Annotated in this window: 18 protein-coding genes; 9 read left to right on the top strand and 9 right to left on the bottom strand. The window is 61.3% G+C overall.

Annotated features, from left to right (window positions below):
* The first annotated feature begins 2 nt into the window (after positions 1 to 2).
* Together ligK and PPGU16_RS26775 are read left to right on the top strand one after the other, a co-directional pair.
* Positions 3 to 686 carry a 4-carboxy-4-hydroxy-2-oxoadipate aldolase/oxaloacetate decarboxylase gene (gene ligK, locus PPGU16_RS26780; protein WP_180723399.1) on the top strand — a complete coding sequence of 228 codons (684 nt, stop codon included), beginning with the start codon at positions 3 to 5 and terminating at the stop codon, positions 684 to 686.
* An 11-nt stretch (positions 687 to 697) separates the two neighbouring features.
* Positions 698 to 1,402, top strand: coding sequence for a substrate-binding domain-containing protein (locus tag PPGU16_RS26775; protein WP_180723398.1), 705 nt, complete (start codon positions 698 to 700; stop codon positions 1,400 to 1,402).
* A 120-nt stretch (positions 1,403 to 1,522) separates the two neighbouring features.
* On the opposite strand, the gene PPGU16_RS26770 is transcribed toward PPGU16_RS26775, so the two are convergent.
* The 3 genes from PPGU16_RS26770 to PPGU16_RS26760 form a co-directional block, all read right to left on the bottom strand.
* Positions 1,523 to 1,954 (bottom strand): tautomerase family protein, encoded by a 432-nt coding sequence (locus PPGU16_RS26770; protein ID WP_180725221.1) that lies wholly within the window; start codon positions 1,952 to 1,954, stop codon positions 1,523 to 1,525.
* 163 nt (positions 1,955 to 2,117) lie between these two features.
* On the bottom strand, positions 2,118 to 3,002 hold the full coding sequence (locus tag PPGU16_RS26765; protein WP_180723397.1) for a beta-keto acid cleavage family enzyme: 885 nt from the start codon (positions 3,000 to 3,002) through the stop codon (positions 2,118 to 2,120).
* A 77-nt stretch (positions 3,003 to 3,079) separates the two neighbouring features.
* Positions 3,080 to 4,486 (bottom strand): NAD-dependent succinate-semialdehyde dehydrogenase, encoded by a 1,407-nt coding sequence (locus PPGU16_RS26760; protein WP_180723396.1) that lies wholly within the window; start codon positions 4,484 to 4,486, stop codon positions 3,080 to 3,082.
* Positions 4,487 to 4,647: 161 nt separating this feature from the next.
* On the opposite strand from PPGU16_RS26760, the gene PPGU16_RS26755 reads away from it, so the two are divergent.
* From PPGU16_RS26755 to PPGU16_RS26735, 5 genes are all read left to right on the top strand, one after another.
* Complete coding sequence (locus PPGU16_RS26755; RefSeq protein ID WP_180723395.1) at positions 4,648 to 4,944, top strand: DUF1330 domain-containing protein; 297 nt, start codon at positions 4,648 to 4,650, stop codon at positions 4,942 to 4,944.
* A gap of 325 nt (positions 4,945 to 5,269) precedes the next feature.
* A complete protein-coding gene (locus tag PPGU16_RS26750) occupies positions 5,270 to 6,046 on the top strand; it encodes an enoyl-CoA hydratase/isomerase family protein (RefSeq protein ID WP_180723394.1) in 777 nt (258 codons plus the stop codon).
* Position 6,047: 1 nt separating this feature from the next.
* The gene (locus PPGU16_RS26745; RefSeq protein ID WP_180723393.1) at positions 6,048 to 7,313 is read left to right on the top strand and encodes a CaiB/BaiF CoA transferase family protein; all 1,266 of its coding nucleotides are present in this window, start codon (positions 6,048 to 6,050) and stop codon (positions 7,311 to 7,313) included.
* Between the two features lie 248 nt (positions 7,314 to 7,561).
* The gene (locus PPGU16_RS26740) at positions 7,562 to 8,809 is read left to right on the top strand and encodes an MFS transporter (RefSeq protein ID WP_243460666.1); all 1,248 of its coding nucleotides are present in this window, start codon (positions 7,562 to 7,564) and stop codon (positions 8,807 to 8,809) included.
* A gap of 13 nt (positions 8,810 to 8,822) precedes the next feature.
* Positions 8,823 to 9,596: a TetR/AcrR family transcriptional regulator gene (locus PPGU16_RS26735; RefSeq protein WP_180723391.1), complete on the top strand. Its 774-nt coding sequence runs from the start codon at positions 8,823 to 8,825 to the stop codon at positions 9,594 to 9,596.
* A gap of 124 nt (positions 9,597 to 9,720) precedes the next feature.
* On the opposite strand, the gene PPGU16_RS26730 is transcribed toward PPGU16_RS26735, so the two are convergent.
* From PPGU16_RS26730 to PPGU16_RS26720, 3 genes are all read right to left on the bottom strand, one after another.
* Entirely contained in the window at positions 9,721 to 10,569 is an 849-nt protein-coding gene (locus PPGU16_RS26730; protein WP_180723390.1) for an SDR family oxidoreductase, read from the bottom strand.
* 72 nt (positions 10,570 to 10,641) lie between these two features.
* A complete protein-coding gene (locus PPGU16_RS26725; protein ID WP_180723389.1) occupies positions 10,642 to 11,403 on the bottom strand; it encodes an SDR family NAD(P)-dependent oxidoreductase in 762 nt (253 codons plus the stop codon).
* A gap of 27 nt (positions 11,404 to 11,430) precedes the next feature.
* Positions 11,431 to 12,171, bottom strand: coding sequence for an SDR family oxidoreductase (locus PPGU16_RS26720; RefSeq protein ID WP_180723388.1), 741 nt, complete (start codon positions 12,169 to 12,171; stop codon positions 11,431 to 11,433).
* A 300-nt stretch (positions 12,172 to 12,471) separates the two neighbouring features.
* Here PPGU16_RS26720 and PPGU16_RS26715 point away from each other — a divergent pair, with 300 nt between their 5' ends.
* Positions 12,472 to 13,380: an AraC family transcriptional regulator gene (locus PPGU16_RS26715; RefSeq protein ID WP_180725220.1), complete on the top strand. Its 909-nt coding sequence runs from the start codon at positions 12,472 to 12,474 to the stop codon at positions 13,378 to 13,380.
* A gap of 190 nt (positions 13,381 to 13,570) precedes the next feature.
* Positions 13,571 to 14,068 carry a TetR/AcrR family transcriptional regulator gene (locus PPGU16_RS26710; protein WP_243460617.1) on the top strand — a complete coding sequence of 166 codons (498 nt, stop codon included), beginning with the start codon at positions 13,571 to 13,573 and terminating at the stop codon, positions 14,066 to 14,068.
* Between the two features lie 109 nt (positions 14,069 to 14,177).
* Here the strand turns inward: PPGU16_RS26710 and PPGU16_RS26705 are convergent, their stop codons facing one another.
* From PPGU16_RS26705 to PPGU16_RS26695, 3 genes are read right to left on the bottom strand one after another with little or no spacing between them, the layout of a single operon-like run.
* A complete protein-coding gene (locus PPGU16_RS26705) occupies positions 14,178 to 15,698 on the bottom strand; it encodes an efflux transporter outer membrane subunit (protein WP_180723386.1) in 1,521 nt (506 codons plus the stop codon).
* 8 nt (positions 15,699 to 15,706) lie between these two features.
* Positions 15,707 to 18,901, bottom strand: coding sequence for an efflux RND transporter permease subunit (locus PPGU16_RS26700; protein WP_180723385.1), 3,195 nt, complete (start codon positions 18,899 to 18,901; stop codon positions 15,707 to 15,709).
* 45 nt (positions 18,902 to 18,946) lie between these two features.
* Positions 18,947 to 20,122: an efflux RND transporter periplasmic adaptor subunit gene (locus PPGU16_RS26695; RefSeq protein ID WP_180723384.1), complete on the bottom strand. Its 1,176-nt coding sequence runs from the start codon at positions 20,120 to 20,122 to the stop codon at positions 18,947 to 18,949.
* Positions 20,123 to 20,133 lie beyond the last annotated feature (11 nt).

The following is a 20,133-nucleotide window of genomic DNA, read 5'->3' as shown; positions in this document are numbered from 1 at the left end:
CTATGTATGAAATGGGCGTTGTCTATCGCAACATCAAACGCGCGGACAAGGAAGTCACCAGCAAACTCGGCGCGTTGGGCTCGGCCACCGTTCACGAGGCAATGGGTCGTACGGGCCTGCTCAAGCCGTACATGCGCCCGATCTACCCTCACGCCCAGGCGTGCGGTACAGCCGTCACGGTCCTGCTACATCCGGGCGACAACTGGATGATGCACGTTGCCGCTGAACAGATTCAGCCCGGCGACCTGGTCGTTGCCGCCATCACGGCAGACTGCACCGACGGCTACTTCGGCGACCTGCTGGCGACGAGCTTCAAGGCGCGCGGCGCAACGGGCCTCATCATCGACGCCGGCGTGCGCGACGTAAAAGTGCTCGAAGAGATGGGCTTTCCCGTCTGGAGCAAGGCGATCTCTTCGAAGGGCACGATCAAGGCAACGGTCGGCTCGGTCAATATTCCTGTGATTTGCGCCGGCGCACTCGTTTCGCCTGGCGATGTGATCGTCGCGGACTTCGACGGTGTGGTCGCGGTCCCCGCTTCTGCCGCTGCAGCAGTACTCGATAAGGCGAGCGCGCGGGAAGCGCTGGAAGCAGAAAAGCGCGCCAAGCTCGCTTCCGGTGTTCTGGGACTCGACATGTACAACATGCGGGAACCGTTGAAGCAGGCCGGCCTCCGTTATATCGACTGATTGAGGCCAGTATGTCGACTGATACTTCGCGCGTTTCATTGACCGTCATATCGTCGATGGCCACGCGGCATGTGTTGACGCAGCTCGCGGATGCATACGAAGCGACGTCCGGGCAGCGTGTTTCGATTGTGTCGGTAGGCGGCGTTGAAGCGGCTCGACGCATTCAGGAAGGCGAGCGTTTCGACGTTGTCGTTCTTGCATCCGATGCACTCGACCGGCTGGAGCGGGATGGTCACATCGTCTCAAGAAGCCGCGTCGATGTTGCCCGCTCGGAGGTGGCTGTCGCCATTAAACACGGTGAGCCACGTCGAGATATCAGTTCCGGGTCTGCAGTACGCGACGCCGTGCTGCGCGCCCGGACTATCGGGTATTCAACGGGACCGAGCGGCACGCATATCATCAATCTGCTTCGTCAATGGGGTATTGCCGACGTCATCGCGGATCGTATCGTCGAAGCGCGGCCCGGCGTACCTGTGGGCAGCCTTATCGCTGAGGGAAAGGTCGAGCTCGGTTTTCAGCAGCTGAGTGAACTCGTCCACCAACCCGGAATCGACATCATAGGCATGCTCCCCGCCACGATCCAGGCTGTCACGGTCTTTTCCGCGGCAATCTGCGCAACGTCTGAACGACAGGAAGCAGCTCGCGCTTTCCTGAACCATCTCGCTTCGGCAGATGGAGATCGAGTGAAAATCGAGCACGGAATGGCGCCTGTCTGACTGCCATGTCGCTCGCTATGTGAAAGGCAAGATAGGACCTCGAGACTGCGGTGACGGCCAGGCCTTCACCGCAGACTGTCAAGCTTCGCGTCTGAATCGCTTCTAACGAAACCGCCGCATTCAGCCTTCGCTCGGATCATAAGGCGACACGCAGTTTTCCAGCTTCCATTTCTTCTCAGCGTCCGTATCAGGCCGCGGCGGTCGAATGCCGTCGATCAACCACAGTTCTCGCGGCGTTTCGCCGACGTGCAACTCGTAGTGGTAGCCCCGATCCTGGACGAATGGCGCGATCGCCGCATTCGCCTTGCGGAGCCAGGACGCCGTCCACTCGGGGTCCTTGGCGATGTGCCTCGCGAACTGGTCCAGTCTGATTCGTACAAAGTCGGATCGTGACTCGCCTCCCATGAAGAACGAGTCTTTCGGCTGTTCATGAAACAGGACACCTACGTAGAAGCGCGGAATGATGTAGATGTCCGCGATGCGGTTGGCCATCTCGTGCTTTTCCTCTGCCGTGTAAGCACCGACCGGGTGATAGATATTCCACAAAGGCATTGTTGTCTCCATACATCAATAGATGCCGCATTGCTCATGTCAGAACATCGAAACCTCTCGCGTTGACATGAGCGGAGGCGGCGGTATCGGTAGTCCAAAGACAGGCTACCGGTTAGAACTCAAGTTGCTTCGCAACACAATGTTCCTGCAGAACCAGGCCGCTCTACTGGCGACGGGGAAGCCCAAGTATGCCGCGAGCCTCGTCGGGCGTTGCGACGTCCGCGCCGATGCTTTTGATGATATTGACCGCGCGTTTGACCAGCGCCGCGTTTCCCGGCGCCAGTTCCCCTTTGGCGAGATAAAGATTGTCCTCGAGGCCAACTCGGACATTGCCGCCAAGAATCACGCTTTGCGCCACCACCGGAAATTGGGCCCGCGAGATGCCGAACGCCGACCAGCGCGCGTTCTCGGGCAGATACCGTTTCATCTGAAGAAGGCTCTCGGTGTCCGCTGACGCGCCCCATGGCACGCCAAGACATAACTGGAACAGCGGAGCCTGCAAAACCCCGTGCGTTTCGATCAGGTGGCGCGCGAGGCGCACATGCCCGAGATCGAATACCTCGATCTCCGGTTTCACGCCGGCTTCCTCGATCAAGGTTGCCATCTTGACCAGATGATCGGGCACGTTCACGAACGCGCGATTGCCGAAGTTCATCGTGGCGACGTCGAGCGTGCAGATTTCCGGACGCAATTCGATCACATGCCGCACGCGTGCCTCAGGCGTCATCATCGTACTCAATTCGCTGCCCCGGTTCGGGTCTTCGTCGCTGGGAATGAAGCGTGCGCCGGGGCCCGTCGTCAGATTTATCAATATCGGGCACCCGCTATCGCGGATACGCGAAACGACTTCCCTATAGAGCGACAGCTCGGTGCTCGGGACGCCTGTCTTGGGGTCACGTACGTGGATATGAGCGATGCTCGCACCGGCTTCACATGCGGCAATGGCCTCATCGGCGATTTGCCTGGGCGTAACGGGCACTGCAGGATTCAGCCGCGGCGTATCGTCGCTTCCAGTGATTGCGCAACTGATGATCGTCTTGCTTGTCATGGTGTTCGTTCAAAAGAAATATGAATGAAGCGCCCCAATCGTGCGCTTCGCGATGGGCGCCGTGTCAGGCACCCCGTTCAGGCGGCCCGCGCGGGGCCGAACGGCCCTACCCCGACAGGCGCTACCTTGATCAGCTTCTTGTTGACGAACTCGTCGAAGCCCAGCTGAGAAAGCTCCCGACCAAAACCTGAACGCTTGACGCCACCAAACGGCAATTCCGCCGACGTGCCGAACGGCTGATTGACGAACACCATGCCGCTGTCGATCTGCGCCGCGACCCGCTCGCCGCGTTCGGTATCCGCAGTGAACACCGACGCGCCGAGACCGTATGGCGTGCCGTTGGCCAGGGCAATCGCGGCGGCTTCGTCGTCGACGACGTGGAAAGCGGCGACCGGGCCGAACAGTTCTTCGGTAAAGACCGGATTTTGCGGCGTGATATCGGTCAGAATAGTCGGTTGCAAATAGAAGCCCGGGCGCTCGACGCGCTTGCCGCCGCACACGACGCGCGCACCATGCGATGTCGCGCGATCGATCTGTTCGAGCAGCAGATTGAGCGCACGCTCAGACGAGACGGGCGCGACGGCCGTCGCCGGATCGGTCGGATCACCGGCTTCGAGCGCTGCCATACGCGTTGCGAAACCATCAAGGAATGCGTCGCCGCGTGCCTTGCCGACCACGATGATGCGCTTGGAGCTGACGCATAGCTGACCCGCATTGAACATGCGGCCCGCCACCGCGCTCTGGATTGCCCAGTCGAGCGGCGCATCCTCCAGCACGATGAAGGGGTCGCTGCCGCCCAGTTCGAGCACGACTTTCTTCAGGTTGCGGCCGGCACGCTCGGCGACGGCGGCCCCGGCGCGCTCGCTGCCCGTCAGCGTCACGCCCTGGACACGCGGGTCTTCGATGACACGCCCGGCCTGCTCGATCGAGATGAACAGATTCGTATAGACGCCTTCGGGCGCACCTGCTTCCTCGAACAGTCGCGCGAAGGCCAACGCCGATTGCGGCACGTTTTCGGCGTGCTTGAGCAGCAGGACGTTGCCCACCATCAGTTGCGGCCCGGCCACTCGCGCAATCTGGTAGTACGGAAGATTCCACGGCTCGATGCCGAGCAACACGCCGATTGGCTCGATGTGCACCGCCGCGCCCGGCGCTTCTGCGAGCGGGCGCGGTTGGAGATAGGCTTGTGCGTGCTTCGCGTAGTAATCGAGGATGCTGGCCGTCGATTCGACTTCCCTGAGCGCTTCAGCGCTGCGTTTGCCCATTTCGAGCGTCAGATAGCCAGCATATTCGACCGCTTTTTCCCGCAGCAGCGCCGCCGCGCGCGACACGATGCGTGCCCGGTCGTTGACCGGACGGCGGCGCCAGTCGGTTTCAAAGGCGCGCTGCGCGGCAGCGAGCTTCGCTTCGAGCAACTCGTCGGATATATCGTCGTAGGTGGCGAGCAGTTCGCCCGTGGCAGGATTGATACTCGTGTACGGCATGAAGTTCTCCGTGAAATGGATGGCATCGAGTCATCGTGTGACTTTATGCTAACACCGTTAACACTATTTCCGCACACGCTTTTTGGGCCAGGAATAACCCTCATGGAACTTCATGTTAACGGTGTTACTATTGTTGAGTTATCTTCAACCGAGGAAGCGAAATGGCAAAGGGATATTGGGTAGCGGCGTATCGAGCGGTCCATGATGCAAGCAAGCTCGCGGCATATGGTGTCCTCGCGACAGAGGTCGTGAAAGCGGCGGGCGGAAAGTTTCTGGTACGAGGTGGAGAGGTCGTCGCGTTCCAAGCGGGCCTGAAGGAACGGACGGTCGTAGTGGAATTTCCGAGCTTTGAACAGGCTCTCGCCACGTTCCAGAGTGAGGCTTATCAGGAGGCGTTGGCCGTACTTGGGGATGGTGCCGAAAGGGACGCGCGCGTTGTCGCGGGCATCGACTATTGAACGCTCATTGAAGGCTATCGGGAGCGCCCGCACTTATGACAGCGCGGGCGCGGCTCATGCGCCGAGTCGATCAGAAGGATCTTTTATTTCATTCGTTATGCCATCAATTCGACACTCCGACCTGCGCTGCAACGCATTCGAATAGTCGAGTCCCTCCCCCGCCCGTCTTTCCAACCACAAAGAAACGACTCTCTCCACGCCTGACTCATTGAGTCACCGGATCTGGGCAGCGGCCAGGGGAAACGCGACTGGCAACACATCATCTCAATGTTATGCTTGTTAACATCAACTCGGAAAACACTTGAATCCGATAAATGGAGCAACAATGGACGAAGCAATTGTTCAGACAGAACTCAAAGGTCATGTGACGGTTCTTACGATGAACCGTCGCCCGCATAACCTGATGGGTCCGACGCTGTACCGCGCGCTACTCGATGAGTTCGACGCGGCGGTGAAACGCGGCTCGCGCGCGATCCTGCTGCGCAGCGGCCTGCGGCACTTCTCGGCCGGCGCTGAAGTGTCGCTCTTCCCGGATCGCATTGCGAGGCAAGGCCAGGCACTGATGGATCCGCTTGAGGTGCTTCGCGGCTTCGAGACACTACCGATTCCGATCGTTGTCGCAGTGAACGGCACATGCCTTGGCGGCGGCTTCGAAGTGGCGCTTGCCTGCGACTTCAGCGTGGTCGCCGAATCGGCCAGGATCGGATCCGTCGAAGTCGCGCTCGGCCTGCATCCGCTGCTCGGCGGCATCCAGCGTCAGGTGATGCGGGCCGGCCCTGCACGCGCAAAAGAACTCGCGATGCTCGGCCGCCGTTACGACGCGGCGACGCTCGAACGCTGGGGCTTGATCAATCTCGTCGTGCCCGACGACAAACTCGATGAAGTCGCACTGTCCGTTGCGCAGGAACTGGCCGCTGGTCCGACCATCGCGCATGCCGCGACCAAGCAACTGGTACGGGTAGCGGTCAACGAAGGTCTTGCTGCCGCCGACGAAGCGATGTTCGAACTGCAAAAGCCCGTGTGGGCGTCGCAAGATCTCAAGCGTGGACTGGAGGCCTTCGATGCCGCCGGCCCAGGCACCGCCATTTTCGAAGGGAATTGACATGGCCGGACCACTCGAAGGACTCAAGGTCGTCGACTTTTCGCGGGTGCTGGCCGGCCCGCTGTGCGCCCGGACGCTGGCCGATCTCGGTGCCGATGTGATCAAGATCGAACCGCCGCGGCCCGACGTGTCGCGCGCCGCGTTCCCGAATCGCGACGGCATGTCGGGCTATTACGCGCAGCAGAATAGCGGCAAGCGCAATGTCAGCATCGACCTGAACGCGCCGCACGCACGCGAGTTCGTGCTACGGCTGTGCGACGAGGCGGACATCATCGTCGAAAATTTTCGGGCCGGCACGCTCAAGGGCTTCGGACTAGACTACGACACGCTCGCGAAGCGCAATCCAAAAGTAGTCTATGTGTCGATCACCGGCTACGGCCAGCGCGGCCCCTGGGCGTCGCGCATGGCCTACGCGCCGACCGTGCAGGCCGAAGCGGGCTTCACGCACAACACACTGCGCCATTTCGACGGCGTGGACGACGGCCGCAAGTGGACCGACCCTCTGTCACACGCGGACGTCTACGCGGGCCTGCAGGCAACCATCGCCGTGCTCGCGGCGGTGCGCAAGCGTGAAGTAACGGGACGCGGCCAATACATCGACGTCGCGATGGCGGCCGTGATGCTGTCGATCAACGAACGCGCTCACCTCGATCTCGCAGGCGTCGATACGGGCGCCGAGCCGGGCATCCTCGGCGCCTCCGATGGCCCGCATTTCGTTGGCCCCGGTGGCGAGGAGTTCGTGGCGGCGCAAAGCATCATCGGCAGCAACACGTTTCCGAATTACTTGCGCGCGATGCGCCGCATGGACCTTGTACACGATCCGCGCTTCAGCACTGCTGAGCGCCGCCTGCAGAACTACAAGGCACTGCACGCAGTGATCCAGACGTGGATGCTGTCATTCCGCGATCTCAAGACGCTCGATGCGCAACTCGACGAAGCCAAGATCGCAATAGGCCAGATCCGTACGCTGAAAGAACTGGCCGAGACCGATTGGGCGAAGCAATGGGGAGCGGTGCACGCAGTGCCGGATCGCCGGGGCGGCTCGTATCTCATTCACGGCTATCCGTGGCGCTTTTCCGATGACGAACTCGGCATGCGCAGCGCGCCGGCATTTCGGGGCGAACACAACGAACAGGTGTTCCGCGAAATGGGCCTGGCGGATGTCGAAATCCGCAATGCCGTCGGCACCGGCATTCTGGTCGGCGGGCCGCCACCGTGCGCGAACGAAATAGACGCGGCTGTGCTTGCGGAAGCACGGTCCGACTAAACGCAACCGATGCGGACGCGCGTGGTTCGGGACGATCTGCTTCAGAGCGTGTGTCGCGGAAGTGACCGGCAACCTGATCACTGCAGTCCGCCTTGTAGTTCCGGTATCAACACGACAAGTCGGAGGAGCGAATGGAAGTGGTGAAGCAAGCCTGTGTGGACGAATCATCGTCAGATGACGACACCCTCCTGCGGAAGGCCTACGCTTCGGCGCAATGGAGGATACTGCCGATACTGTTTGGCCTATGGATGCTGGCGTGGGTCGGTCGTTCGAACGTTGCCTTCGCGAAGTTGCAGATGGTCGCGGATCTGCGATTCAGCGAAACGGTATATGGATTGGGCGCTGGTCTCTTCTTCGTCGGCTATGTGCTGTTCGGCGTGCCGACCACGATACTGCAAAAGAAGTTCGGTGCACGCGCCGTACTTGCAGGTATCGCCTGCGCGTGGGGCGTGACGAGTGTCGCGATGACGTTCGTCAATAGCGTGCCGACGTTCTATGTGTTGAGGTTCCTGCTCGGTGTATTCGAGGCCGGTTTCTACCCGGGTGTCGTGTTGTACTTCAATGCGTGGTTTCCGGGCAAAAGGCGCACTCGCAATTTCAGCATGTTCCATTCAGGTTCGCTATTCTCGACGGTCGCGATCGGATTGACAGGTGGATTCGTGCTCGAGCACATGAATGGACTGGCCGGCTTTCAGGGCTGGCGATGGATGTTCTTCGCTCAGGCAATTCCAACGGTCGTGCTGGCGTGCGTCGCGTTCTCGATACTTCCGGATCTGCCCGGCAGCGCAAAGTGGCTTTCGGCGCGACAACGTAAGCTCGTCGATGACGATCTCAGGAAAAATGCCGAAGCGACGGACGACGTCGGCACAGACGGGCGTTCCCCGTTACGCAACCCGGCTGTCTGGATCCTGAGCGCGGCCTACTTCAGCCTCCTTGCCGCGACAGCCGCACTGTTCTTCTTCTCCCCGACGATACTTCGCGAAGCGGGATTCGGCGGGTACAAAGAGATTGGCTGGGCGGTTGCCGGTGCCTGCATTCTGGGCGCATTCGGCAATGTGCTCATCTGCAGCATCGGGGGCGCTCCGAATCGCCGTCGGCTCTTCTGTGCGCTCGCATCGGTCTTCACTGCAGCAAGCCTCTCGATGCTCGTCTTCGTCTGGCACAGCAGTACCATCGCGACTTTCTTCCTGCTAGTTCTCGGCTACGCGGGAACGGGGGCCGGTATCACGCTCTTCTGGCAGATGTCTGTCGGCCTGCTCAGCGGCAAGTCGCTGGTGGTTGCCGTGCCGTTAATCAGTTCTATCGCTAACGTCGCCGGATTCGTTACGCCTTTTCTGATCGGATATGTCCGCGACGCAACGGGAACTTACGCGAGTGGGTTCATCATGATTGCCTGTGTCCAGGCTCTTGGCGTCGTCGTTCTTCTGTTCGGCGTGCAACGCATTGCCAGGAAGCGGTCGCGCGCGGCCGATATGCCGGTTCAAAGCACAACGTGATTCGCGATATTGCGTGCCTCTCCGCGCGGAATCTATAATCAATCCCTCGCCTTGCTCCTCCAACAAAGGTCACGTGAGTCCCAAGTCATCTATCGCGAAGAATGCGGATTACCACCACGGCAATCTGCGCAATGCGCTCATTGAAGCGGGACGCAACGCGCTCATGGAGGTATCGGCGCAAGACTTGAGCCTCCGTTATCTCGCGCGCATGGTGGGCGTATCAGAAGCCGCGCCCTCGCGGCATTTTGCGGGCATCGACGAACTGCTGGCCACGATCGCGGCCAGCGGTTATCGCGACCTCGCTGCGCTGCGCGTTGCTATCCGTGACAGCGAAGATACCCCGCTTGCCAAAGCGTACCGGATGATGCGGGTGTACATCGAGTTCGCACAGCGCCACAACGGGCTGTTCAGTCTGATGATCGGGCCTCGCATCGCGGCGCATCAAGCGTATCCAGAACTCACCGAGGAAAGTAACCGGTCTTTCGGGTTGTTTTCCGCGACGATCGAGGCGCTGGCGATCGAAAGTGGTTGGGCTCAGTCCGATCTCAAACTCGTGACCCATGCCGCGTGGAGTATGGAGCATGGTCTCGCCACGCTGATCCTGTCGAACCGCGCGCCGCGCGCGGACACCAAAGTGGCGATACCGAAGCTGATCGACTTCGTGGTGATGACGCTGCTGAGCGCCATCACGGTGGGCCCGGATCATCTGCAGAGCGTGATACAGCAATGCGAACTGGCTCAGAAGCCTGCGGCTACGCGCGCAGCCAGAAAGCGAGCCAAGGCGTAGGCACTGTCGTTGTCGAAGGCACCCGGCCGATCAGGTCCGGCTCATGTCGCATCGTCATGTGAAAGTCCGTCGCCATCACGTTAGACGCGCGGCGCCCATCGCTGGGCGCCGAACAGGTTTGACGTTACTCTTCAAAGTCCGTTGCTTCGGATGAACCTTTCCACGCATCAAGGTCGCGTTGGACCGCGGCGGCCTTTTGCGCTGCCAGTTCGTTGGCGATCTTGCCGGCGAACAGGTGCAGCGGTGGTTCGGCAACCTCCACCGCCTGCATGATCAGCATGGCCAGTTTTTCCGGATCACCGGCCTGATGACCGTGCAGCGTGCCCAGGTGCAGATCGAGCGACGCCTTGGCTTCCGTGTATTCATCGATCTGGCGTTTGGCCACTGCCAGCGCGCCGCTCGACAAAAACTCCGTGCGCACGGGCCCGGGGTACACCACCGTCGCCTTGATGCCGAACTCGGCCACCTCGGCCGCGAGCGATTCGGTCAGGCCGGCGAGCGCGAACTTGCTCGCCACATAGCTGCCCCAGCCGGCGTAACCGCCCTGATAACCCACGATCGACGCGATGTTGACGACATGCCCGCCACGCTGTCCGCGCAGATGCGGGAGCGCGTGTCGCAGTACAGTCAGCGGCGCGAACAGGTTGACTTCGAAGTTTTGCCGAAGCTCCTCGTCCGAAAGCGCTTCGACGGTTCCCTGTTGGGCGTATCCGGCGTTATTGACGATGACATCGATCTTGCCGAAGGTCTGGATGGTTTGCGCGATGGCCGAGCCCACGCTCTCGTCATGGGTCAGATCCACTTGCAGCGGAAGAAGCTGCGCGGAGGCAGGACCGATTGCTTCCGTCAGCGACGCCACGGTTCGCGAGGTCGCGGCGACGCGATCGCCACGTGCGATGAGTTGCCGCACGAGTCGTTGGCCGACGCCTTTCGATGCGCCCGTCACGAACCAGATTTTCGCGGAATTGCTCATGATAATTTCCTTGATAAATACGTAGTGCGAATTTAAATGAGGTCGACGATTAAAAAAAATTCGACCGATTCCTTACTTGAGCGCCACGCTCATACCACCATCCGCCATCACCACTGCGCCGACCATATAACTGGCTTTCTCAGAAGCCAGAAAGGCGATCACTTCGGCGATTTCGCGCGGTTCGGCCGCACGTTTGATGGGCGCATTCTTGCCGTGTTCGGCAAGGAAAGCCCGGCCATCCTCATGGATGTGGTTCGTGATGTTCGTTACGGCATCGCCCGATCCCACCGCATTGACACGAATGCCATGATCGATCGCCTCGAGCGACATGGCGCGCGTCAACTGGGCGAGCGCACCTTTGGACGCCGCATAGGCCGCGATAAGCGGAAACGCCTGATAGCACGCATACGACCCGACGTTGACGATGGCACCCGTCTTCGCCGGCATCATCGCGCGCATTGCCTCGCGCGAGAACAGGAACGCACCCGTGGAATTGACCGCCTGAATGCCATTCCAGTCGTCGAGCGTCATCTCGATGACCGGCTTGTTGATGATGATCGCGGCGTTGTTGACCAGGATGTCCAGCTTGCCGAAGCGTTCCATCGCAGTAGATACGGCGCGGGCCGCGCTTTCCTCATGCGCGACGTCCGCGATGAGCGGGACGATCCCCGGACGCGCCAACGCTTCGACGTTGGCCCCGCGTCCAACAGCAATCACACTGGCGCCTTGCGCGTGCAGCAACTCGGTGGTGGCAAGGCCGATGCCGCTTGCTGCGCCGGTGACGATAGCGACCTTGCCGGCGAACGGCTGGTCGGCGGATGCATGTGAAGTCATGATGATTCTCCTCGGAGATGATGACGGTTAGAAAGGGCTCGCCGTCGGACGCACGACGATTTCGCTGACGTCGACATCGGCCGGCTGCTCGATCGCATAGGCGATCGAGCGCGCGATGGCGTCCGACGTCAGCGCGATGCGGCGGAAGTCGCGCATGGCGGCCCGCGCGGTGTCGTCGGAGATCGAGTCGGCCAACTCCGACTCCACGACGCCTGGGCAGATCACGATCACGCGCACCTTGTCGGTCTCCTGCCGCAGGCCGTCCGAGATGGCGCGTACGGCGAACTTGGTCGCGCAGTACACGGCCGCCGTCGGTGTGACGGACAGGCCGCCGATCGACGAAATATTGATGATCTGGCCGAACCCCTGGCGCTCCATGGTCGGCAGCACGGCAGCGATCCCGTGCAGCACACCGCGGATGTTCACATCGATCATGCGATCCCATTCATCCACTTTTATCGCGCTCAAAGGCGACAACGGCATGACGCCGGCGTTGTTGACGATCACATCGATGCGGCCGAAGGTGTCCAGTGCGAACTGGGCGAAAGCGCTCACGCTGCTGGCGGAAGTGACGTCGAGCGCCTGATAGCGAACCGAGGCGCCGCTTGCCTCGAGTTCTTCGGTCAGCGCCGCGAGTCGTTCCGTGCGCCGCGCGCCGATCACGAGATGGTGCCCTTGAGCGGCAAGCAGCCGGACGGCCGCTTCGCCGATACCGCTGCTTGCCCCGGTGATCAGGATGACTCTGGATGGGTTGGATTGCGTCGTCATGTTGCGTTCTCCGTTCCGACAATCTGTGCAGGTTTGTCCGCGAGAGCGGCTGCGAAGTCTGCGCATGAAGCGTGCAGGGCAATCGCGGCGGGGTCTCCGGGTCGCTTCGGCTACACCGTCCAGCCGATGACCCATGTTATGAGCCGGGCACTTGCGCGCGAATACACGCGACGATCGCGGTATTGCCTATTCCTATTGAAGTGGATGCGCCCCGTTGATCGTATCCAGTAGAATTCCTTCACCAGATCCGGTGAAGGAGAAGTCCTCGTGACGGCTGCCCGTAACGCTGTTTCCGCAAAAATGGTGCGCCTGCTCGAGCGTCTGGCGCCGAACGAGGGGTACACCCAGTCCGCGCTGGAGGGGGTGCGGTTCATGCGCTCCAACCGGCCGCTGGGTCGTACGCCCGTGCTGTACGAACCCAGCATCGTGATCGTGTGTCAGGGGCGCAAATTGGGCTTCCTGGGCGAAGAGGTGTACGTGTACGACGCCCAGCACTATCTGATCCTGTCCGTGCCCCTGCCGTTCTCGACGGAAACGGAAGCGAGCGAGGCCGAGCCGATGCTGGCAGTGTCGTTGCGTCTCGACCTGATCGAACTGACCGACCTGATTCTGATGATCGATCGGTCCGGTCGCCATCAGCAAGGCGCACCGCTAGGCATCGTATCGACGCCGCTCGAAGGAGACCTGGCCGAAGCGACCTTGCGCCTGCTCCAGGCCGTCAGCTCGCCGCTGGACGCCGAGGTGCTGGGGCCGGCCATCGTGCGGGAAATCTGCTACCGGGTATTGATCGGCGAACGAGGCGCAGCGATGAGAGCCGCGCTCGCGCATCAGGGCCGTTTCGGCAGAGTGGCGAAAGCGCTGCGGCGAATTCACACCGACTATGCGCAGTCACTCGATGTGAGCAGTCTCGCGGAAGAAGCAGGCATGAGCGTTCCCGCGTTCCATGTCAACTTCAGAACCGTCACACTGACCTCTCCGATTCAATACATCAAGTCGACACGTCTGCATCAGGCGCGCCTGCTGATGATTCGCGACGGCTTGACGGCTGCTTCTGCGTCGGCGCGAGTCGGTTACGAAAGTCCTTCGCAGTTCAGTCGCGAATTCAAACGTTTTTTTGGCCGCTCGCCGGCCGATGAGGCGCGAGATATGCGGGCTTCGTTCGCGCTATCTCCCGCTGCAACGATCGACGATTTCGCCGCGTCGCATTGATGACGACTTCATGCGCTGCTGATGGACGACAACGACTGAGGCGCACTGGTAACCCCCACGAAAACCGATCAGGATTATAATAGCTCTCTTGATTCATGGAGCCGAAGACGTGGGACATTCGCAAGCTGAGAAGGTCGTTACCCATCAACGCATCGTCGATGCCGCTGCCAAACGCTTTCGCGAACAAGGCTTGGACGGCATCAGCATCGCTGATCTGATGAAAGATGCGGGCCTGACTGTAGGTGGCTTTTACCGCCACTTCGCTTCCCGTGACGAACTCATCGCGGAGGCTTTCGAGCACGCCCTACGCGACGTCGAACCCTGGGAAGCGGCGATGGCCACTTCACCCCGGCAAGCGATGCGCATGTACCTCTCTGATTCGCATCGTGACGAGGTGTCGAACAGTTGTCCCGTTTCCACGCTCGTGAACGATATGAGCCGCAGCACGGACGACGCACGCGCGGCCTATACGGTTCGTGTCAAGCGTATGGCCGAATTGATCGCGAAAGCCATCCCGACTGAAGACGGCGCGGACAAGCGCGCCGAAGCCCAGCTCATCCTGAGCGCCTGTGTCGGCGCGGTTGCGCTTTCACGTGCCGTGACGGACCCCAAACTTTCCAAGCAGATTCTCGATGGCACGCTGAGCCAGATACTCGAGCTGCTGTCACCGAAACGCGCCGCAAAGTAAGAAAACGGAAAGCGGCGAGCGTCACCAAAGGTACGCTCGCCGCTTTCTTCATGCAAACCGCCCGCGCTTCAGCGTCGCAGATTCAGCAAAAGACAGGCCTTCAGGGACATTACTGCACCCGTCCCGTATCAGCCGAACCGACGGTAACGTCATCCCCCCATCCGCCACCAAGCGCGCGAACGAGATTGACCGTCGCAGCCGCCTGAAGACCGGTGAGTTGCACCGCCGTCGTTTGCGACTGAAGCACCGTACGTTCGGCGTCGATCACATCGAGATAGTTGACGGACCCTTCCCGGTATTGCGTGCGCGAGATCGTCGCAGCCCGCGTCGACGCCTGCACCGCCTCATCCTGCGTGCCGATCTGCTGTTCGAGTATCCGCAAGTCCGACAGATTGTCTTCGACTTCCTGGAAGGCCTGTAGCACCTGCTGACGATAGTTCGCCACGTCCTCGTCGAACACGGCCCGTGCGTTCGCGAGATTCCCCGCGCGACGGCCTCCATCGAAGATCGGCACGGTCAGCGCGGTGCCGGCCAACGGTCCGAGAATGAACGCCCGGCTCGACCATTTGAAGAGGTCTGCCAGCGTCGCGGACTCGAATCCCGCGGCGCCCGTTATCGACAGCGCCGGAAAGTACGCCGCCTTCGCCACGCCGACTCGCGCATTTGCCGCCGCCATGGCCCGCTCGGCGGCTGCAATATCCGGGCGGCGTTCGAGCAGTGCGGACGGCAAGCCGGGCGGAATGCGAATCTGCACGGGTCGCAACGGGTTCGATGCCATCGAGAACTCGGACGGCGCCTTGCCCAGCAGAACCGCGAGACTGTGTTCAGCCGTCGCCCGTTGTCGCTGTGCCGTCATCGCATCGGAACGTGCCGTTGCCAGTTCGGCTTTGGCGCGGGCGACATCGAGTTCAGCGATGTCACCCGCACCGAACTTCGACTGCACGAGTTTCAGCGCCTGCTCGCGAAGCGACACGTTCTGCGCGTAGACCTGCAGTTCCGCGTCCAGCTCGCGAACCTTGAAGTAGTTCGCAGCGACATCCGCCTGCAACGAAAGCTGGACCGAACGCAGCAGCGCTTCGGACTGTTCGCTCTCTGCGCGACTCGCCCGCACCGCGTCGGACACCCGCCCAAACAGGTCCACCTCGTAACTCGCAGTCGCCTGAGCGCGCCACAAGGTCTGTGCCGGAATATTGCCACCGTCCGGCTGCAACTGCGAAGCGGGCGAGACCTTTTCTCTGGTCGGTCCAAAGCCTGCGTCGATCGTCGGAAACAGTCCGGCGCGGGTGGCCTGCTGGAGCGCACGCGCTTCCTTGAGCCGCGCCGCCGCCGCAGCCAGGTTCTGGTTCGCGGCGAGCGCCTGTTCTTCCAGATCGTTGAGCGCGGAATCATCGAAAATCACCCACCACTTCCCTCGCGGAATCCGGTCGGACGGCTGCGCGATTTTCCACGCGCCCGCTTGCCCCTCCGTTGCGGCCGCGGCCGTCGTGACGGGTGTCTCCTTGAACGCCGCAGAAGCCGCCGAAGCAGGCACCTTGTACTCGGGTGCCAGCGAGCAACCCGCCATCAGAAGGGCCGCGCTCAACACCGTCAACGAGCCCCAGAGCGCACCCTTCACGCTATTGTTCGACATGATGATCCTCACGCTTCGACGGAAGCATCGACACCGCGAACGTGCGGGTGATGTCCGTGTTTGTCCACGATGTGTTCTTTCCTGTCGAGCTTGCGCAGAACGACATAGAAGACAGGTGTCAGCAGCAAGCCGAACAGCGTGACGCCCAGCATCCCGAAGAACACGGCGATACCGATCGCGTGACGCATCTCCGAACCCGCGCCGCTCGAAAGAACCAACGGGACCACACCCATGATGAACGCGAAGGACGTCATCAGGATCGGACGCAAACGCAGCCGGCTCGCTTCGATCGCGGCCTGGACGATCGAGCGCCCTTCCATTTCCAGTTCCCGCGCGAACTCGACGATCAGAATCGCGTTCTTCGCCGACAACCCGACCAGCACCATGAGGCCGATCTGCGTGAAGATGTTGTTGTCGCCGTGAGTCAACCAGACGCCGAGCAGCGCGGAAAGCACGCTCATCGGGACGATCATCAGAATGGCGAGTGGCAACGTGAGGCTTTCATACATTGCCGCCAGCACCATGTAGACGAGCAGAACGCTGATCGGGAAAACCCAGAGCGCCGCATTACCGGCAAGAATCTGCTGATACGTCAGATCGGTCCACTCGAACTTCATGCCCCGCGGCAAGGTTTTGGCGGCAACCTTTTCGATGGCAGCCTGAGCCTGGCCCGACGAATAACCCGGTGCAGGGCCGCCATTGATATCCGCCGCGGTGTAGCCGTTGTATCGCACCACCGAGTCAGGACCATAGGTCGGCGTGACCTTCACGAGCGTGGACAGCGGCACCATCTCGCCCTTGTCGTTGCGCGTCTTCAGCAATCCGATATCGTCCATGTGCGCGCGGAACGGCGCATCCGCTTGCACTCGCACCTGGTACACACGGCCGAAGCGGTTGAAGTCATTCACATAGAAAGAACCGAGGTAGACCTGCATCGTGGTGAAAATGTCGTTCACCGAGATGCCCAATTGCTTGGCCTTCACGCGGTCCACGGCGACATTCACCTGCGGGACATTGATCTGGTACGTCGAGAATGCCGGGCCGAGCTCAGGCGTCTTCGCTGCCTCCTTGAGGAACGACTGGGTCGCGTTGTTGAGCGCGGTATAGCCCTGGGCCTGCTGGTCTTCGATCTGAAGCTTGAAGCCGCCCAACGTGCCCAGACCGAGAACGGGCGGCGGCGGAAATACCGCGACAAACGCTCCCTTGATGCCGGACAGCCGCTTGTTCAGTTCGGCAGCAATGCTCAGTCCGTTCATCGACTTGCCCTTGCGCTCTTCAAAGGGCGTTTCGCCAAAGAAGATGACAGCCGAACTCGACGAGTTGGTGAAGCCGTTGATCGACAGACCGGGGAATTGCACGGCTGATTCGACGCCAGGCGTCTTCAGCGCTATCTCCCCGACTTCGCGCACGACATCTTCCGTGCGGTCGAGCGACGCGCCATTGGGCAACTGCACGATGGCGACCAGGTACTGCTTGTCCTGAACGGGAACGAATCCGCCCGGCACGACCTTGCTCATCAGCACGGTCAGCCCCAGCAACACGGCATAGATCGCGAGAATCACGACCTTGCGGTTGACGACCTTCGATACGCCGCGGCTATACGACTCGGAGCCGCGATGAAATACCTTGTTGAATGCGTTGAAGAACGGACCGAACACCCGATCCATCGCACGCGTGAGCCAATCCTTCGGGTCGTGATGCCCTTTGAGCAACAGCGCGGAAAGTGCGGGCGAAAGCGTCAACGAGTTGAACGCGGAAATGACCGTCGAAATCGCAATGGTCATCGCGAACTGCTTGTAGAACTGTCCCGTCAAACCGCTCATGAAGGCGAGCGGCACGAACACGGCAATCAGCGTCAGGGCAATGGCGATGATCGGCCCGCTCACCTCCTGCATCGCCTGGTGGGTCGCCTCCTTCGGCGTCAGGCCCGTAGCGATATTGCGTTCGACGTTTTCGACCACCACGATCGCATCGTCGACCACGATGCCGATTGCCAGCACCATGCCGAACAGCGACAGCGCATTGATCGAGAAGCCAAATGCCAGCAACAGGGAAAACGTGCCGACAATCGAAACGGGAACGGCGAGCAGCGGGATGATCGACGCACGCCACGTTTGCAGGAACACGATGACCACCAGCACGACCAGTGCGATGGCTTCCAGCAAGGTGTGAATCACTGCGTGAATACTCGAACGCACGAACTGCGTCGGGTCATAAACGATGTCGTACTTCACGCCTTCCGGCATGTCGGCCTGGAGTGCCTTCATCGCCTCGCGAACGTGTTCCGAAATGTCCAGCGAATTTGCGCCCGGCAACTCGAAGATCGCCATCGCCACCGCCGACTTGTTGTTCAGCAGCGAACGGCGCGCGTATTCGGACGCTCCCATTTCGACGCGCGCCACGTCCTTGAGTCGCGTCACCGCGCCATCGGGCGATGTCTTCAGGACGATGTCGCGGAACTCGTCTTCCGTCTCGAGTCTGCCTTGCGCATTGACGTTGAGTTGCAGCGGCGCATCGGACGTCGACGGAGACGCACCCACCTGGCCGGCCGCCACCTGAAGGTTCTGGTCGCGGATCGCCGTCACCACGTCGTTGGCGGTCATGTTGTGCTCGGCCACCTTCTGCGGGTCGAGCCACACGCGCATCGAATAGTCGCCGGAACCCCACAGCGTGACCTGACCAACGCCAGGAATACGCTCGAGCCGGTCGCGAACATTGATCAGCGCATAGTTGCGCAGATAAGTACTGTTGTACTTCTCGCTCGGCGAGACGAGGTGAACGACCATCGTGAGCGTCGGCGACGACTTGATCGTCGTGACGCCGAGGCGCTGCACGTCCTCGGGCAAGCGCGGCAGCGCCTGGTTCACACGCGTCTCCACCTGCTGCTGCGCGAGGTCGGGATTCGTGCCGAGCTTGAACGTGATCGTCAGGGTGAGCGTGCCGTCGCTATTTGCCTGCGACTGCATGTACAGCATGTTCTCGACACCGTTGATCTGTTCTTCGAGCGGCGAAGCCACTGTTTCGGCAATCACCTTCGGGTTGGCGCCGGGGTATTGCGCCGTCACCACGACGGACGGAGGGACCACACCCGGATATTCGGAGATCGGCAGATTGACCATGGAGATCAGACCCGCCAGCAGGATCACCGCTGACAGGACAGCCGCAAATATCGGGCGTTCGATAAAAAACTTGGAGAGGTTCATGACGTTCTCTGGCTAGGCATGGAGGGCAATGCGCAGTGCGCGCACTCAGGAAGCCCTCGTCGTGGAGGCGGCGGAGCCCGACATCTGCACCGGGTTCGGCTTGACGGGATCGCCCGGACGCACGCGCTGTATGCCGTTCACGACGATGCGGTCGCCCGGTTGCAGGCCACCCGTGATGACGCGCAAACCCTGATGCTGGTCGCCCAGCTTCACTTCGCGGTATCGGACCTTGTTCTCCGCGTCCACCAGCAGCACGAACTTCTTGTCCTGATCGGTCTGAATGGCTGCATCGCTCACCAGCACGGCCTGATGCGGCACGCCGCCGCCGACACGAGCCCGGACGTAAAGGCCCGGGACCAGCACGCCGTCCGCATTGTCGAAACGCGCGCGCACGCGAATCGTCCCGGAACTGGTGTCGAGCCGGTTGTCCACGGAATCGATCACGCCCTGCCGCGAATAGCCCGTCTCGTTAGCGAGCCCGACGGAGACGGGTACGGTCACTTTCGAGTCGCGGCTGAGAAAGCGCAGATACGTCTGCTCGTCGACGTCGAACGATGCATAGATCGGCGACGTCGACACCAGCGTTGTCAGCACAGGCGCATTGGCGCCCGGCGAAACGATGTTGCCAACGGTCAGTTCCGCGCGGGATACGCGTCCCGACACGGGCGCCGTGATGGCCGTGTAGCCCAGATTGATCTGCGCTGCTTCGAGCGCGGCTTTTGCCGCCTTCACGGCTGCCAGCGATTCGCGATTGGCGTTCTGCGCCTGGTCATAGTCGCGTTTGGCAATGGCGTTGTCCGTCAGCAGCCTTTGCGCGCGCGCCCAGTCCGCCGTCGCATAACCGTTGCGGGATTCCGCCGAAGCGAGTTGCGCGGCTGCCCGGTCAACCTCTGCCTGATACGGACGCGGGTCGATCGTGACCAGCAGGTCGCCCTTTCTGACCATCGCTCCGTCGTGGAAGTGGACGGCGACGATCGTTCCGGAGACGAGCGGCCGGATCTCCACGTTATTGATCGCCTCGATCCGGCCCGAGTAGCTCTGATAGTCGGTGATGGACTGCGACACCACCGGCGCGACATCCACGTCCGCAGCCGGCGGCGCTGCAGCAGCATCGGCCTCGCTCAGGGGCGCGCCCCCGCGCATGTGCCATGTCGCGGCAGTGCCCGCGGCAATGACCAGAAAAATCGCGCTGGCGGCAACCAGCCTACGCTTTGACGGCATTTTCAAACTCC

Origin of the sequence: Paraburkholderia largidicola (assembly GCF_013426895.1) — a bacterium.
Lineage (GTDB): Bacteria > Pseudomonadota > Gammaproteobacteria > Burkholderiales > Burkholderiaceae > Paraburkholderia > Paraburkholderia largidicola.
This window is presented reverse-complemented; position numbering and strand designations above follow the sequence as displayed.

What these genes read in the sequence shown, in the direction of transcription:
- PPGU16_RS26755 (WP_180723395.1), top strand. Translation starts at nt 4,648, where the DNA reads ATGGCAAAGGGATATTGGGTAGCGGCGTATCGAGCGGTCCATGATGCA.
- PPGU16_RS26700 (WP_180723385.1), bottom strand. Translation starts at nt 18,901, where the DNA reads ATGAACCTCTCCAAGTTTTTTATCGAACGCCCGATATTTGCGGCTGTC.
- PPGU16_RS26765 (WP_180723397.1), bottom strand. Translation starts at nt 3,002, where the DNA reads ATGACAAGCAAGACGATCATCAGTTGCGCAATCACTGGAAGCGACGAT.
- PPGU16_RS26760 (WP_180723396.1), bottom strand. Translation starts at nt 4,486, where the DNA reads ATGCCGTACACGAGTATCAATCCTGCCACGGGCGAACTGCTCGCCACC.
- PPGU16_RS26715 (WP_180725220.1), top strand. Translation starts at nt 12,472, where the DNA reads ATGGTGCGCCTGCTCGAGCGTCTGGCGCCGAACGAGGGGTACACCCAG.
- PPGU16_RS26720 (WP_180723388.1), bottom strand. Translation starts at nt 12,171, where the DNA reads ATGACGACGCAATCCAACCCATCCAGAGTCATCCTGATCACCGGGGCA.
- PPGU16_RS26725 (WP_180723389.1), bottom strand. Translation starts at nt 11,403, where the DNA reads ATGACTTCACATGCATCCGCCGACCAGCCGTTCGCCGGCAAGGTCGCT.
- PPGU16_RS26695 (WP_180723384.1), bottom strand. Translation starts at nt 20,122, where the DNA reads ATGCCGTCAAAGCGTAGGCTGGTTGCCGCCAGCGCGATTTTTCTGGTC.
- PPGU16_RS26730 (WP_180723390.1), bottom strand. Translation starts at nt 10,569, where the DNA reads ATGAGCAATTCCGCGAAAATCTGGTTCGTGACGGGCGCATCGAAAGGC.
- ligK (WP_180723399.1), top strand. Translation starts at nt 3, where the DNA reads ATGTATGAAATGGGCGTTGTCTATCGCAACATCAAACGCGCGGACAAG.
- PPGU16_RS26775 (WP_180723398.1), top strand. Translation starts at nt 698, where the DNA reads ATGTCGACTGATACTTCGCGCGTTTCATTGACCGTCATATCGTCGATG.
- PPGU16_RS26770 (WP_180725221.1), bottom strand. Translation starts at nt 1,954, where the DNA reads ATGCCTTTGTGGAATATCTATCACCCGGTCGGTGCTTACACGGCAGAG.
- PPGU16_RS26740 (WP_243460666.1), top strand. Translation starts at nt 7,562, where the DNA reads ATGCTGGCGTGGGTCGGTCGTTCGAACGTTGCCTTCGCGAAGTTGCAG.
- PPGU16_RS26750 (WP_180723394.1), top strand. Translation starts at nt 5,270, where the DNA reads ATGGACGAAGCAATTGTTCAGACAGAACTCAAAGGTCATGTGACGGTT.
- PPGU16_RS26705 (WP_180723386.1), bottom strand. Translation starts at nt 15,698, where the DNA reads ATGTCGAACAATAGCGTGAAGGGTGCGCTCTGGGGCTCGTTGACGGTG.
- PPGU16_RS26745 (WP_180723393.1), top strand. Translation starts at nt 6,048, where the DNA reads ATGGCCGGACCACTCGAAGGACTCAAGGTCGTCGACTTTTCGCGGGTG.